This is a genomic window from Curtobacterium subtropicum, assembly GCF_030362975.1.
GTDB lineage: Bacteria > Actinomycetota > Actinomycetes > Actinomycetales > Microbacteriaceae > Curtobacterium > Curtobacterium subtropicum.
In genome coordinates this window covers 191,014-205,646 of the sequence record NZ_JAUCMM010000005.1, presented here as the reverse complement: position 1 = coordinate 205,646, position 14,633 = coordinate 191,014, and the positions used below count along the sequence as shown (strand labels likewise).

Annotated in this window: 11 protein-coding genes; all 11 read right to left on the bottom strand. The window is 70.2% G+C overall.

Annotated features, from left to right (window positions below):
• Positions 1-273: 273 nt before the first annotated feature.
• The 11 genes from QUG98_RS09685 to uvrB all read right to left on the bottom strand — a co-directional run bounded on the left by QUG98_RS09685 (position 274) and on the right by uvrB (position 14,578).
• Entirely contained in the window at positions 274-633 is a 360-nt protein-coding gene (locus tag QUG98_RS09685) for an RNA polymerase-binding protein RbpA (protein WP_058727798.1), read from the bottom strand.
• Positions 634-636: 3 nt separating this feature from the next.
• Positions 637-888: a preprotein translocase subunit SecG gene (gene secG / locus QUG98_RS09680; RefSeq protein WP_058727797.1), complete on the bottom strand. Its 252-nt coding sequence runs from the start codon at positions 886-888 to the stop codon at positions 637-639.
• Between the two features lie 120 nt (positions 889-1,008).
• A complete protein-coding gene (gene tpiA, locus QUG98_RS09675) occupies positions 1,009-1,788 on the bottom strand; it encodes a triose-phosphate isomerase (protein WP_289470321.1) in 780 nt (259 codons plus the stop codon).
• Positions 1,785-3,002: a phosphoglycerate kinase gene (locus tag QUG98_RS09670; RefSeq protein WP_289470320.1), complete on the bottom strand. Its 1,218-nt coding sequence runs from the start codon at positions 3,000-3,002 to the stop codon at positions 1,785-1,787. The genes tpiA and QUG98_RS09670 overlap by 4 nt, the downstream gene beginning before the upstream one ends.
• Positions 2,999-4,009, bottom strand: a complete 1,011-nt coding sequence (gap, locus tag QUG98_RS09665) for a type I glyceraldehyde-3-phosphate dehydrogenase (RefSeq protein WP_058749583.1) — start codon at positions 4,007-4,009, stop codon at positions 2,999-3,001. Before gap ends, QUG98_RS09670 begins: the two co-directional genes overlap by 4 nt.
• A gap of 259 nt (positions 4,010-4,268) precedes the next feature.
• Positions 4,269-5,249, bottom strand: a complete 981-nt coding sequence (gene whiA / locus QUG98_RS09660) for a DNA-binding protein WhiA (RefSeq protein ID WP_137767403.1) — start codon at positions 5,247-5,249, stop codon at positions 4,269-4,271.
• A 75-nt stretch (positions 5,250-5,324) separates the two neighbouring features.
• Entirely contained in the window at positions 5,325-6,236 is a 912-nt protein-coding gene (gene rapZ, locus QUG98_RS09655; RefSeq protein WP_289470319.1) for an RNase adapter RapZ, read from the bottom strand.
• 108 nt (positions 6,237-6,344) lie between these two features.
• The gene (uvrC, locus tag QUG98_RS09650) at positions 6,345-8,507 is read right to left on the bottom strand and encodes an excinuclease ABC subunit UvrC (protein WP_289470318.1); all 2,163 of its coding nucleotides are present in this window, start codon (positions 8,505-8,507) and stop codon (positions 6,345-6,347) included.
• On the bottom strand, positions 8,508-11,531 hold the full coding sequence (uvrA, locus tag QUG98_RS09645) for an excinuclease ABC subunit UvrA (RefSeq protein WP_289470317.1): 3,024 nt from the start codon (positions 11,529-11,531) through the stop codon (positions 8,508-8,510).
• A gap of 49 nt (positions 11,532-11,580) precedes the next feature.
• Entirely contained in the window at positions 11,581-12,504 is a 924-nt protein-coding gene (locus QUG98_RS09640) for an SDR family NAD(P)-dependent oxidoreductase (RefSeq protein WP_289470316.1), read from the bottom strand.
• Positions 12,494-14,578 (bottom strand): excinuclease ABC subunit UvrB, encoded by a 2,085-nt coding sequence (gene uvrB / locus QUG98_RS09635; RefSeq protein WP_434533430.1) that lies wholly within the window; start codon positions 14,576-14,578, stop codon positions 12,494-12,496. The genes QUG98_RS09640 and uvrB overlap by 11 nt, the downstream gene beginning before the upstream one ends.
• Between the last annotated feature and the right edge of the window lie 55 nt (positions 14,579-14,633).

Sequence of the window (14,633 nt, the reverse complement as noted above, 5' to 3'; positions counted from 1 at the left end):
GGGGGGGGGGGGGGGCCCGCCGGCCCCCCCGCCTCCCGTCCGTCCGTCTGCCGGCGGCCCCGCCGTGGTGGGCTTCTGGTCGCAGGACTTGCCGCTCACCTTCGCCGCCGACGGCATGTCGTGCGACCGGAACGGCCACGGGCGGCAAGTCGTGCAACCCGAGCGAACGGCTCCGGGAGCACGCGCTCGGCGGCTCCTGCCCTCGGCACCGGCGCCCACGGACGACGAAGGCCCCCGCACCGGATCGGTGCGGGGGCCTTCGGGCGTCTCGTGCTACTTCGCGGTACCGCGACGCTGCCGGAGCTGCTGCAGCGCGTCCTCGAGGAGCTGCGCTGCCTCTTCCTCGGTGCGGCGCTCCTTCACGTACGCGAGGTGCGTCTTGTAGGGCTCGGTCTTCGCGACGACGGGAGGGTTCTCCTTGTCACGACCGGCCGGGAGCCCCGTGGAGGGCGAATCGACCGTCTCCGGGATCTCGTCCTCCGGCAGGGTCGCCGAGAAGTACCGCACGACCTCGTTGCCGAGGGCGTCCCAGTACGAGACGGCCACGCGCTCCGCCTGGACGCCGCGGTCCTGCTCCCCCATCGGGCCTGCGCCGACGCGCGACCCTCGGATTGCACTGCCTCCGGTTGCCATGGATCAGCTCCCCGCCGTGAACTTGTTGATGAGACCGAGCACGATGATGGACACGATCCAGACCAGACCGAGGATCACCGTGATGCGGTTGAGGTTGCGCTCGGCGACGCCGGACGCCCCGAGGTTGCTCGTCACGCCGCCGCCGAACATGTCGGAGAGACCGCCACCGCGGCCCTTGTGCAGGAGGATGAGGAGCGTGAGCAGGAGGCTCGTGATCGCGAGCAGGACCTGCAGCACGACGGAGAGTATCGCCACGACGTACCTTTCGTGTGAAGTCAGCCCTGCAAGTGTACCGGGCCGCGCGAGCAGCCAGGACACCGGGCAGGGCGTGGCTCAGGCCGGCCACGCGGACGTGACCGGCCTGAGCGGGGTGGATCAGAGGCCGACGTGCTGCCGGAAGCGCGCGATGGCCGCGAACTCCTGCACGTCGAGCGAGGCGCCACCGACGAGCGCGCCGTCGATGTCGGGCTCGCGGAGGAAGCCGGCGATGTTGCCCGACTTCACCGAACCGCCGTAGAGCACGCGGGTGCTCGCCGCGAGGTCGTCGCCCCAGGCCTCGGCGATCCCGCGGCGCAGGGCGGCGCAGTCTTCCTGGGCCTGTTCCGGGGTGGCTGCCTGGCCGGAGCCGATGGCCCAGACCGGCTCGTACGCGACGACGATCTCGGACGGCTTCACGGCGTCGAGGACGACCCGCAGCTGCTCGACCGGTACGACACCGGCGCCGCGCTGCTCGCGCTCCTCGCCGGTCTCACCGACGCAGACGACCGGCACCAGACCGTGCTTGACGGCGGCAGCGGTCTTCGCAGCGACGACCTCGTCGGTCTCCCCGTGCATCGTGCGACGCTCGGAGTGCCCGACGATGACGTACTTCGCGTCGAGGGCCGCGAGGAACGCACCCGAGACGTCACCGGTGTAGGCACCGGAGTCGTACTGCGAGAGGTCCTGCGCGCCGAACTCGATGGAGAGCTTGTCGGCCGAGATGAGCGTCTGCACACTGCGGAGGTCGGTGAAGGGCGGGAACACCGCGACCTCGACGTCGTCGTGGTCGTGGCGCGCGTCCTTCAGCGTCCACGCGAGCTTCTGCACCGTCGCGATGGCCTGGAGGTGGTCCAGGTTCATCTTCCAGTTACCTGCGATGAACGGCGTGCGGTTCATCGGGACCACCCCAGCGCTTCGAGACCGGGCAGCGACTTGCCCTCGAGGAACTCGAGGCTCGCGCCACCACCCGTCGAGATGTGCCCGAACTGGTCGTCCGAGAACCCGAGCGACCGGACGGCCGCCGCGGAGTCGCCGCCGCCGACCACGCCGAGGCCGTCGACCTCGGTCAGGGCCTGGGCGACGGTCTTCGTCCCCGCCGCGAAGGCCGGGAACTCGAACACGCCCATCGGCCCGTTCCAGAACACGGTCTTCGACCCGGACACCGCCGACGCGAAACGCGCAGCCGTCTCGGGGCCGATGTCGAGGCCGATGCCGTCCGCACCGAACGTCGAGGACTCGATCGCATCGGCCGCGACGGTCTCGTGGTCGGCGTCCGCCGCGAACCCGGAGGCCACGACGACGTCGGTCGGCAGGTCGATCGTCACGCCGAGCTCGTCCGCCTTGGCGAGGTACGCCCGGACGGTGTCGAGCTGGTCCTGCTCGAGGAGCGACTTCGCGACCCCGTGGCCCTGGGCCGCGAGGAACGTGAAGAGCATGCCGCCACCGATGCAGAGCGTGTCGACCTGCGGGAGCAGGTGCTCGATGACGCCGAGCTTGTCGCTGACCTTCGACCCGCCGAGCACGACCGTGTACGGCCGCTCCGGGTCCTTCGTCAGCCGCTCGAGCACCGTCAGCTCGGACTCGATGAGCGAGCCGGCCGCGCTGGGCAGCGCCGCCGCGAGCTCGTACACCGAGGCCTGCTTGCGGTGGACGACACCGAAGCCGTCCGACACGAACGCGTCGCCGAGTGCGGCGATCCGCTCGGCGAACGCCTGGCGCTCCGACGCGTCCTTCGAGGTCTCCTCCGGGTTGAAGCGGAGGTTCTCGAGCAGCAGGACGTCGCCGTCCCCGAGGGCCTCGGCGGCCGCGGTCGCCTCGTCGCCGACGGTCTCGCCGACGAAGGTGACCTCCTTGCCCAGCAGCTCCGAGAGCCGCTGCGCCACGGGGGCCAGCGAGTACTCCTGCGCGGGCGTGCCGTCGGGACGACCGAGGTGCGAGATCACGACGACCCGCGCCCCGGCGTTGACGAGCGTGTTGAGCGTGCCCAGCGACGCGCGGACGCGGCCGTCGTCGGTGATCGTGCCGTCCTTGAGCGGGACGTTCAGGTCACACCGGACGACGACGCGCTTGCCGGCGAGGTCGCCGAGGTCCTCGAGGGTGCGGAGGCTCATGCCGAGAGTCGCTCGCCCACGTACTCGGTCAGGTCGACGAGGCGGTTCGAGTAGCCCCACTCGTTGTCGTACCACGAGGTGATCTTGACGAGCTTGCCGATGACCTTGGTCAGGCCGGAGTCGTAGATCGACGAGTGCGGGTCCGTCGTGATGTCGGTCGACACCAGCGGGTCCTCGCTGTAGAGCAGGATGCCCTTGAGCGGGCCTTCCGCGGCCTCCTTGTAGGCGGCGTTGATCTCGTCGACGGTGACCTCGGACGACGTCTCGAGGGTGAGGTCGGTGATCGAACCGGTCGGCACCGGCACGCGCAGGGCGTAGCCGTCGAGCTTGCCGGCGAGCTCCGGCATGACCAGGCCGATGGCCTTCGCCGCACCGGTCGACGTCGGGACGATGTTCAGCGCAGCGGCACGGGCACGACGCGGGTCCTTGTGCGGGCCGTCCTGCAGGTTCTGGTCGGCGGTGTACGCGTGGACCGTGGTCATGAGACCGCGCTCGATGCCGAACTTGTCGTGGAAGACCTTGGCGAGCGGCGCGAGGCTGTTCGTGGTGCACGACGCGTTCGAGATGATGTTGTGGTTCTCGGGGTCGTACTGGTCCTCGTTCACGCCGAGGACGATGGTGACGTCGTCACCGGTCGCCGGGGCCGAGATGATGACCTTCTTGGCGCCCGCGTCGATGTGCTTCTGCGCGTCGGCCGCCTTGGTGAAGAAGCCGGTCGACTCGATGACGATGTCGACACCCAGCTCGCCCCAGGGGAGGTTGGCGGGGTCGCGCTCCGCGAGGACCTTGATCGGCTTGCCGTCGACGACGATGCTGTCACCGTCGAGCTCGACGGAGACGCCGAGACGGCCCGTGATGGAGTCGAACTTCAGCAGGTTCGCGAGGGCTGCGTTGTCGGTGAGGTCGTTCACCGCCACGATCTCGAGGTCGGAGCCCTTGGCGAGGGCGGCCCGGAAGAAGTTACGGCCGATGCGGCCGAAGCCGTTGATGCCGATCTTGACGGTCAATGGATCTCCTGGTGGGTGTGGAGCGCCCCGGGGGCGCTGCTTTTCGGAGTCGTGCGGCCCTGCGGACCCACGTGTGGTGGACGATACGCCCCGTAACGTCGCCGTAACGACCCTAGCAGTCGGTCACTGCGCGCCCGCGCCGGATGACGGTCCGTCCGGACGGGTGGTGCGAGCGGCGGTGGACGCACCCCGGGACGGACTGGAGGCGCGGTGCCAGCCGACACCGCGCCTCCAGTCCGGCACACGGGAACGTCAGGGGCTACGCCCCCTCGAGCTCCTCCGGCACGCTGGCCTCGGTCCCCGGGATGCCGAGGTCCGACGCCTTCTTGTCGGCCATCGCGAGCAGGCGGCGGATGCGCCCCGCGATCGCGTCCTTCGTCATCGGCGGCTCGGCGTGCTGGCCGAGCTCGTCGAGCGACGCGTCCCGGTGCTGCAGGCGCAGCGAGCCCGCGTACTTGAGGTGGTCGGGGACCTCGTCACCCAGGATCTCGAGCGCACGCTCGACGCGGGCGCACGCGGCGACGGCGGCCTGCGCCGAACGGCGGAGGTTCGCGTCGTCGAAGTTGACCAGGCGGTTGGCGGTGGCGCGGACCTCCCGGCGCTGGCGCATCTCCTCCCACTCGGCGGTGGTGCGGGCGGCACCCATGACGGTGAGCATCTGCCCGATCGCCTCGCCGTCGCGGATGACCACGCGGTGGACGCCACGGACCTCGCGGCCCTTCGCGGCGATCCCGAGGCGCGACGCGGCGCCGACCAGGGCCATCGCGGCCTCGTTGCCCGGGCAGGTGACCTCGAGCGCGGCGGCGCGACCCGGGTCGGTCAGCGTGCCGGAGGCCAGGAAGGCACCGCGCCAGATGGCGGCGAGGTCCTCGCGGTTGCCGGTCGTCAGCCGGTTCGGCAGGCCGCGCACCGGGCGACGGCGGGCGTCCATGAGCCCGGTCTGGCGGGCGAGGGTCTCCCCCGCCTCGAGCACGCGGACCAGGTAGCGGGTGCCGCGGCGGGAGGAGGCGGACGACCCCACCGACGCCTCGCTCCGAACGCCGTACAGCTCCGCCAGGTCCTTGCGCACGCGGTGCACGATGATCCGGGTGTCGAGCTCGACCTCGACCGCGATCCTGCCCGAGATGACGTGCAGGCCGCCCGCGAACCGCAGGATGGTCGCGAGTTCGGCGGCGCGGACCGTGTTGCGGTTCACGACGACCCTGGCCAGTTCGTCCTTGACCTCGGCAGTCAACGGCACAGCATCATTCCTAACGTTTTCTCTGGTGGGGTCCGCGGGTCCGGCGCACGTGGTGTGGAGCGGCCGGAGGAACGGTCACTCCCGGCCGAGATCTCGGTTCTTCACACGCACGGCGACGTCGGACATCCCGCGGAGGAGGTTCGCCAACTCGGCGACGACGGCGACCGAGCGGTGCTTGCCGCCGGTACAGCCGATGGCGATCGTAGCGTGTCTTTTGTTCTCGCGTTGGTATCCCGCCAGCACGGGCTCGAGCACAGCGGCGTACCGCTCGACGAACGAGCGGGCTCCCGGCTGCGACAGGACGTAGTCGGAGACGGGGGCGTCGAGGCCGGTGTGGGGCCGGAGTTCCGGCACCCAGTAGGGGTTCGGGATGAACCGCACGTCGGCCACCATGTCGGCGTCGGCGGGCAGCCCGTACTTGAACCCGAAGCTCATCAGGGTGACCTGCACACCCACGAAGTGGTCGTCGGCGAACCGCTCGGTCACGGCGTTCGCGAGCTGGTGGATGTTGAGGTCCGAGGTGTCGATGACCACGTCCGCCGCCTCGCGCAGCGCGGACAGCCGCGACCGCTCGAGGCCGATGCCGTCGAGCAGCGTCCCGTCGCCCTGCAACGGGTGCGGGCGACGGACCTGCTCGAACCGGCGCACGAGCACGGCGTCGGTCGCCTCGAGGAAGAGCACCCGGACCCGTGCGGAACTGCCCGCCCGGACCTGCTCGACGGCCTGCTCCGGGTCCGTGAAGAACCTGCCGCCGCGGACGTCGACGACGGTCGCGATCTTCGGGATCTTCTCGCCGGCGCGGTCGGCGAGCTCCGTCAGCGGGCCGAGCATCTGCGTCGGGAGGTTGTCGACGACGTACCAGCCGAGGTCCTCGAGCGCCTTGCCGACGGTGGAGCGTCCGGCACCGGACATGCCGGTGACGATGAGGATGTCGTGCTGCTGCGACGCGGACGTCTGGGCGGGTCGGTCGTCGCTCGTGTCGCTCATGTGTGGGAGGGCTCCGTCGTGGCGGGCCGGGCCAGGGCCCGGGGAGGTCTCGGCTGCGGGTGCCGGCTGCTCGTCCAGGCTACCGTCCCCCGTCCGGGGTGGCGCGGGTCACCGGGGACGGGACGGTCCGTCGTCGGAGACGGCGGGGACGCGGACAGGACCCGTCGGGGCGACCGGCCGGGAGGCGCGGCTGCGTTCCGCCACGTCGGTCGCCCCGCGCTCGTCCGGGCCGACCGCCGTGGCCGGTTCCGGTGCACTGGCCGACGACGCACCGACTCCGGGTGCGCTGCGGGGCGCATCCGTGTCGGACGCGTCCGTGTCGGGTGCGCTGGCTTCCGGCGCGCTGGCTTCCGGTGCGCTCGCTTCCGGTGCGCTGCGGGGCGTCTGTGCGAGCTTCGTGACGACCGCTGCAGCCGTGGCCGGGCCGACGCCGTTCACCTCGGCGATCTGCTCCGCCGTCGCCTCGCGCAGGCGTGCCACCGACCCGAAGTGCTTGAGCAGGGCGTTCACCCGCGTCGGACCGAGCCCCGGGATCTCCGACAGCTGCGACCGGACGTCGCGCTTCCGCCGGGTCCGCTGGTGGGTGATCGCGAACCGGTGCGCCTCGTCTCGGATCCGCTGGATCAGGAAGAGCGCCTCGGAGTTGCGCGGCATGATCACCGGGAAGTCGTCGTCCGGCAGCCAGAGCTCCTCGAGCCGCTTCGCGATGCCGACCAGGGCGATGTCGTGCACCCCGGCCTCGTCCATCGCCCGCTTCGCCGCCTGCACCTGTGGCTGTCCGCCGTCGACGATGAGCAGCTGCGGGCGGTAGGCGAAGCGCTTCGTCGGCTTCGTGCCCTCGACGACCTCGTCGCTGGTGGCGTCCGCGACGTCCGGGACCGAGGCGTCCTCGTCGAGGCGCGCCAACCGGCGAGACAGCACCTGGTACATGCTGTCGGTGTCGTCGGTCGTCTCGGCGATCGTGTACCGGCGGTACTGGTCCTTCCGTGGGAGCCCGTCCTCGAAAACCACCATCGACGCGACGACGTTCGTGCCCTGCAGGTGCGAGATGTCGTAGCACTCCATGCGCAGGGGGGCCTCGGTCATGCCGAGGGCGTCCTGGATGTCCGCGAGGGCGGCCGACCGCGTCGTGTAGTCGGCACTGCGCTTCGTCTTGTAGAGCATGAGCGCCTGCGCGGCGTTCTGCGCAGCCGTCCGGGCCAGGCCAGCACGATCGCCGCGCTGGGCGGTGCTGAGCTTCGTGCCGCGTCCACCGCGCCGTTCGCTGAGCCACTGCTGCAGCGCCTCGGCGTCCTCGGGGAGTTCGGGGACGACGACCTCGCGCGGGACGTCGTCGCTCGTCGCGTACTGGCCCTGGACGATCTGCTCGACGAGGTCGCCGGTGCTGATGTCGAGCTCCTTGTCGACCACCCAACCCCGGACACCGCGGATGCGCCCACCACGGACCGAGAACAGCTGCACGGCGGCTGCGAGCTCGTCCTCGGCGACGCCGAACAGGTCGAGGTCGACCGAGTCGCGGAGGACGACGGCCGACTTCTCGAGCACCGCCTCGAGGGCTCCGACCTGGTCGCGGTACTTCGCGGCCTGCTCGTAGTCCATCGCGTCGGCCGCCGCGGCCATGCGCTGCCGCAGGGTCGTGATCACCCGGCGGTCGTAGCTGCCCATGAAGCGGACGAACTCCTCGACGATCGCCCGGTGCTCCGCGATCGTGACCTTCTGCGAGCAGGGGCCACCGCACTTGCCGATCTGCCCGGGGAAGCACGGCTTGCCGGTCTGCATCGCCTTCTTGTACGACGAGTCGGAGCAGGTGCGGATCGGGAAGACCTTGATCATCAGGTCGATGGTGTCGTGCACCGCCCAGATCTTCGGGTAGGGCCCGAAGTACTTCGCGCCCTTGATCTTCCGGTTGCGCGTGACCATCACCCGCGGCGACTCCTCGCCCAGGGTGATCGCCATGTACGGGTACGACTTGTCGTCCCGGAACTTGACGTTGAAGGGCGGGTCGAACTCCTTGATCCAGGTGTACTCGAGCTGCAGGGCCTCGATCTCGGAGCCGACCGTGGTCCACTCGACGCTCCGCGCCGTGAGCACCATGCGCCGGGTGCGCTCGTGCAGGGTGGGCAGCGGCGCGAAGTAGTTGCTCAGCCGGGCACGGAGGTTCTTCGCCTTGCCGACGTAGAGCACCCGGCCGGCCTCGTCACGCCACCGGTAGACGCCTGGGTCGGTCGGGATCTCCCCCGCCTTCGGCCGCCAGGAGACGGTGTCCGCCACCTACCGAGCACCCGCCTTCTGCTTGCCCTGCTGCTTCTGGGTCGCCTGCCGTGCGCCGACGGCCTGCTCCTTGCCGACACGGGCGTCCTGCGCGTCGAAGATCTCGCGCAGGAAGACACCGGTGTGGCTCTCGGGGACGTCGGCCACGTGCTCGGGCGTCCCGACGGCCAGGACCGTCCCGCCGCCGGCGCCGCCCTCGGGCCCCATGTCGATCAGCCAGTCCGCGGACTTGATCACGTCGAGGTTGTGCTCGATCGTGATGACGGTGTTGCCCTTGTCGACCAGGCTCTGCAGCACGAGCAGCAGCTTCCGGACGTCCTCGAAGTGCAGACCGGTCGTCGGCTCGTCGAGCACGTAGACCGTCCGGCCGTTCGAGCGGCGCTGGAGCTCCGTCGCCAGCTTGACGCGCTGGGCCTCGCCACCGGAGAGCGTCGTGGCGCTCTGCCCGAGGCGCACGTAGCCGAGGCCCACGTCGACGAGGGTCGCCATGTAGCGGTGGATCGCGGAGATCGGCTCGAAGAACTCGGCCGCCTCGCTGATCGGCATGTCGAGGACCTCGGAGATGTCCTTGCCCTTGTAGTGCACCTGCAGCGTCTCGCGGTTGTAGCGAGCACCGCCGCAGACCTCGCACGCGACGTACACGTCGGGCAGGAAGTTCATCTCGATCTTGATCGTGCCGTCGCCGGAGCAGTTCTCGCAGCGGCCGCCCTTGACGTTGAAGCTGAACCGGCCGGGCTGGTAGCCGCGGGCCTTCGCCTCGGGGGTCTCGGCGAACAGCTGCCGGATGCGGTCGAACACTCCGGTGTAGGTCGCCGGGTTCGACCGCGGCGTGCGGCCGATGGGCGCCTGGTCGACGTGCACGACCTTGTCGAGCTGATCGAGGCCCTTCACGCGGGTGTGCTTGCCGGCGATGTGCCGAGCCCCGTTGAGCTGGTTCGCGAGCACCTTGTACAGGATGTCGTTCACCAGGGTCGACTTGCCGGAGCCGCTGACACCGGTGACCGCGGTGAAGACACCGAGCGGGAAGTCGACGTCCACCTGCTTGAGGTTGTTCGCCCGCGCACCCTGGACGCTGATGACGCGCTTCGGGTTCACCTTCCGGCGCTCCGTCGGCACCTCGATCGCACGCCGGCCGGCGAGGTAGTCACCCGTCACGGACTCACGGTTATCGATGATGCCCTCGTACGAGCCGGAGTGCACGACCTTGCCGCCGTTCACCCCCGCGCCCGGTCCGATGTCCACGACCCAGTCGGCCGTACGGATCGTGTCCTCGTCGTGCTCGACGACGATCAGGGTGTTGCCGAGGTCCTTGAGCTTGACGAGGGTGTCGATCAGCCGCCGGTTGTCGCGCTGGTGCAGACCGATGCTCGGCTCGTCGAGCACGTAGAGCACGCCGGTCAGGCCCGACCCGATCTGGGTCGCGAGGCGGATGCGCTGCGCCTCGCCGCCGGAGAGGCCGCCGGCCCCGCGCGCGAGGGTGAGGTAGTTGAGGCCGACCTCGAGCAGGAACTCCAGGCGCGCCCGGATCTCACGGAGCACCGCGGCGGCGATGTGCGCCTCGCGCTCGGTGAGCGTGAGCTCCTCCATGAAGCCGTAGGCCTGGTCGAGCGACATGTCGGTCACGTCGGCGATGCTGCAGCCGTCGACCGTCACGGCGAGGACCTCGGGCTTGAGGCGCGTGCCGTCGCACACCGGGCAGGGCACCTCGCGCAGGTAGCCCTGGAAGCGCTGCCGCTGGGAGTCCGACTCGGCCTCGGCGAACTTGCGCTCGATGTAGGGCATGACGCCCTCGAAGCCGCTCGTGTACCGCATCTCGCGGCCGAAGCGGTTCTTCCACGACACCGAGACCTGGAAGTCCTTGCCGGTCAGGATCGCGGCCTGCACGGTGGGGTCGAGCTGGTTCCACGGGGTGTCGAGGCTGAACCCGAGGTCCTTGCCGAGGCCGGCGAGGAGCTTCTCGAAGTACGAGTACAGCCCGCTCGTGCCGGTCCAGGGCAGCAGGACGCCGTCACGCAGCGACGCCTCGGGATCGCCGAGCACCAGGTCCGGGTCGACGGACATGCGCGTGCCGAGCCCCGAGCACTCGGGGCAGGCACCGAAGGGGGCGTTGAACGAGAACGTGCGGGGCTCGATCTCGGTCAGCGCGAGCGGGTGGTTGTTCGGGCAGGAGAGGTTCTCGGAGTAGGTCCGGACCGCACCGGGCCCCTCGTGGTCGACCAGGTCGATCGCCACGGTGCCACCCGTCAGCCGCAGGGCGGTCTCGAGGGAGTCGGTGAGGCGGCCGAGGATGTCGTCGCTCGCGACGAGGCGGTCGACGATCACCGAGATGTCGTGCTTGACCTGCTTCTTCAACTTGGGCGGGTCGCTCAGCTGGACACGCTCGCCGTCGACGATCGCGCGGGCGTACCCGGAGGCGGCGAGCTCCTGGAAGAGGTCGACGAACTCGCCCTTCTTCTTCGAGATCACCGGCGCGAGGACCTGGAAGCGCGTGCCGTTCTCGAACTCCATGAGCTGGTCGGCGATCTGCTGCACGCTCTGCTTGCTGATCACCTCACCGCAGACGGGGCAGTGCGGGACACCGATGCGCGCCCAGAGCAGGCGCATGTAGTCGTAGACCTCGGTGATCGTCCCGACGGTCGAGCGCGGGTTCCGGTTCGTCGACTTCTGGTCGATCGAGACCGCCGGGGAGAGCCCCTCGATGAAGTCGACGTCGGGGCGGTCCACCTGGCCGAGGAACTGGCGCGCGTACGCCGAGAGCGACTCCACGTAGCGACGCTGGCCCTCGGCGAAGATCGTGTCGAACGCGAGCGAGGACTTGCCCGACCCGGACAGCCCCGTGAAGACGACGAGCGAGTCGCGCGGGATCTCGAGGTCGACGTCGCGCAGGTTGTGGACGCGAGCCCCCCGGACGCTGAGCGTCGAGGTGCTGTGCGGCGCCGTCCCGCCGGGGATGTGGAGGTCTGCGGGCTCGCCGAAGGCGTTCCGGCCCGGGGTCGCGGTGCCGCGGTCAGAGGTGATGGTCATCGCAAACGATTCTACGAAGCAGCACCGACATCCGTCCGGGCGTGGCGGGCTACCCGAGTGCGTCGAGAGCGAACGCGACACCCGTCGCCCGTTCGCTGGCCGTCCACAGCCGCGCTGCGGCGGTCCGGTCGTGCGCACGCGGTCGCGCGGGCACGAGCGTCGGTGGACCGGCGAACTGCAGCGGACCGCCGGGCCCCCAGTACTCCCCCGAGCGCACACCGTCGCCCACCGCTGCGTGCACGAGCGGCCACGCCCCCGCGTCCTTGCCCTGCGCCACCCAGCCCGAGCCCGCGCGCATCCACGCCGGCTCCGAGCGCGTCGGGGCGACGTCCGGGCGGGGCGGTGCGGCGGCGTCGAGGGCCAGGCCCGGGTGCGCGACGACGCTGCGGACCCGCGACCCCGCGTCACCGAGCCGCTGCGCGAGCTCGAAGCCGAACAGCATCACCGCGAGCTTGCTCCTGCTGTACTGCCGGTGACCCTCGTACCGGCCGACCGCGAGGGGGTCGGCGCGGTCGAGCGTGGCGAAGCGGTGCGCGATGGAGCCGAGGTGCACGACCCGGCCGGTCTCCTGGTCGAGCGCGGGCAGCGCCAGGGCGGTCCAGGCGAAGTGCCCGAGGTGGTTCGTCCCGACCTGCAGCTCGAACCCCTGCGCCGTGCGCTGCGGCCGGGCGGACCCGACGACGCCGGCGTTGTTGAGGAGCGCGTGCACCGGCCCGAGTCCCCGCAACTCGGACGCCGCCCGGCGGACGCTGCCGAGGTCGGCGAGGTCGAGGTGCAGGTGCACCAGGTCGGCGTCGTCCACGTGCTTCCGGATGCTCCGCTCGGCAGCGGCCCCGCGGTCCGGGTTGCGCGTCGCGAGCACGACCCGGTGTCCCTGCGCCGCGAGTTGTTCCGCGGCGTGGTAGCCGAGCCCGGCACTCGCGCCCGTGACGACGACGGTGCGCCGCCCGGTCTCCGGGGTGTCAGCGGACATGCCCGGCGGACTCCATCTGGCGCAGTGCCTTCTTGAGGTCCTGGACCTCGTCGCGGAGCCGTGCCGCGAGCTCGAACTTGAGCTCGGCCGCAGCCTGCAGCATCTGGTCGTTGAGGTCGGCGATGGTGGCCTCGAGCTGGGTCGCGCCCTCGCCGGCGATGCCCTCGCGGCGCAGGTTCGGCGTCGGCGAGCGGCGGCCGTCGGCTGCCGGGCGACCCTCGAGCAGGGCCTTGGTGTCGTCGCTCTCGCGCTGCAGCACCTCGGTGATGTCGGCGATCTTCTTCCGGAGCGGCTGCGGGTCGATGCCGTGCTCGAGGTTGTACGCGACCTGCTTCTCGCGGCGCCGGTCGGTCTCCTCGATGGCCTGCTGCATGGAGTCGGTCATCTTGTCGGCGTACATGAGCACCTGGCCCGACACGTTGCGGGCGGCACGGCCGATCGTCTGGATGAGCGACGTCGACGAGCGCAGGAACCCTTCCTTGTCGGCGTCGAGGATCGCGACGAGGGACACCTCGGGCAGGTCCAGACCCTCTCGGAGCAGGTTGATGCCGACGAGCACGTCGTAGACGCCCTGGCGCAGCTCGGTCAGCAGCTCCACGCGCTTCAGGGTGTCGACGTCGGAGTGCAGGTACCGCACGCGGACGCCCGCGTTCCCGAGGAAGTCGGTGAGCTCCTCGGCCATCCGCTTGGTCAGGGTCGTGACGAGCACCCGCTCGTCGCGCTCGACGCGGAGCTTGATCTCCTCGAGCAGGTCGTCGATCTGGCCGTCGCTCGGCTTCACCACGATCTCGGGGTCGACCAGGCCGGTCGGACGGATGATCTGCTCGACGACGCTGTCCGTCACGCCGAGCTCGTACTTGCCCGGGGTCGCCGACAGGTAGACCTTCTGACCGACGCGCTCGAGGAACTCCTCCCACGTCAGTGGGCGGTTGTCGAGGGCGCTCGGCAGGCGGAACCCGTGCTCGACCAGGGTGCGCTTGCGGGACGCGTCGCCCTCGTACATCGCACCGATCTGCGGCACCGTGACGTGCGACTCGTCGATGACGATGAGGAAGTCGTCCGGGAAGTAGTCGATGAGGCAGTGCGGCGCCTCGCCCGCCTCACGCCCGTCCATGTGCCGCGAGTAGTTCTCGATGCCCGAGCAGAACCCGATCTGCTCCATCATCTCGATGTCGAACGTCGTGCGCATCCGGAGCCGCTGCGCCTCGAGCAGCTTGCCCTGGCCCTCGAGCTCGGCGAGCCGCTCGGCCAGTTCGTCCTTGATGCGCTCGATCGCCCGGTGCATCACGTCCGTGTCGGCGACGTAGTGCGACGCCGGGAAGATCGAGACACCGGGCAGGTCCGCGATGACGTTGCCGGTCAGCGGATGCAGCGAGGTGAGCGCCTCGATCTCGTCACCGAACATCTCGATGCGGATCGCGTGCTCCTCGTACATCGGGATGATCTCGATGGTGTCGCCACGCACGCGGAAGGTGCCGCGCGCGAAGTCGACGTCGTTCCGCTGGTACTGCATGCCGACGAACTTGCGGACGAGCTGGTCGCGCGAGATGGTCTGGCCGACGTGCAGCGCGATCGACGCGTTCATGTACTGCTCCGGCGTCCCGAGGCCGTAGATGCAGGACACCGTGGAGACCACCACGACGTCTCGCCGGCTGAGCAGCGAGTTCGTCGTCGAGTGGCGGAGTCGCTCGACCTCGGCGTTGACGGACGAGTCCTTCTCGATGAAGGTGTCCGTCTGCGGGACGTACGCCTCGGGCTGGTAGTAGTCGTAGTAGGAGACGAAGTACTCGACCGCGTTGTTCGGCAGCAGTCCGCGGAACTCGTTGGCCAGCTGCGCGGCCAGGGTCTTGTTGTGCGCGAGCACGAGCGTCGGACGCTGGACCTGCTCGATGAGCCAGGCGGTCGTGGCCGACTTGCCGGTGCCGGTCGCACCGAGGAGCACCACGTCGGTCTCACCGGCGTTGATCCGACCGGCGAGCTCGGCGATCGCCGCCGGCTGGTCACCGCTCGGCGAGTACTCGCTGATCACCTCGAAGGGACGGATCGCCCGGGTGGGCTCGATCGACACTGCCATGCCGTCAACGGTAGTCGTGACCCCTGACACCACGCGGCCCTGATCGCCCACAGCT

Coding starts and splice junctions, on each gene's coding strand:
- QUG98_RS09670 (WP_289470320.1), bottom strand. CDS start 3,002: ATGAGCCTCCGCACCCTCGAGGACCTCGGCGACCTCGCCGGCAAGCGC.
- uvrB (WP_434533430.1), bottom strand. CDS start 14,578: ATGGCAGTGTCGATCGAGCCCACCCGGGCGATCCGTCCCTTCGAGGTG.
- QUG98_RS09685 (WP_058727798.1), bottom strand. CDS start 633: ATGGCAACCGGAGGCAGTGCAATCCGAGGGTCGCGCGTCGGCGCAGGC.
- uvrA (WP_289470317.1), bottom strand. CDS start 11,531: ATGACCATCACCTCTGACCGCGGCACCGCGACCCCGGGCCGGAACGCC.
- QUG98_RS09640 (WP_289470316.1), bottom strand. CDS start 12,504: ATGTCCGCTGACACCCCGGAGACCGGGCGGCGCACCGTCGTCGTCACG.
- rapZ (WP_289470319.1), bottom strand. CDS start 6,236: ATGAGCGACACGAGCGACGACCGACCCGCCCAGACGTCCGCGTCGCAG.
- tpiA (WP_289470321.1), bottom strand. CDS start 1,788: ATGAACCGCACGCCGTTCATCGCAGGTAACTGGAAGATGAACCTGGAC.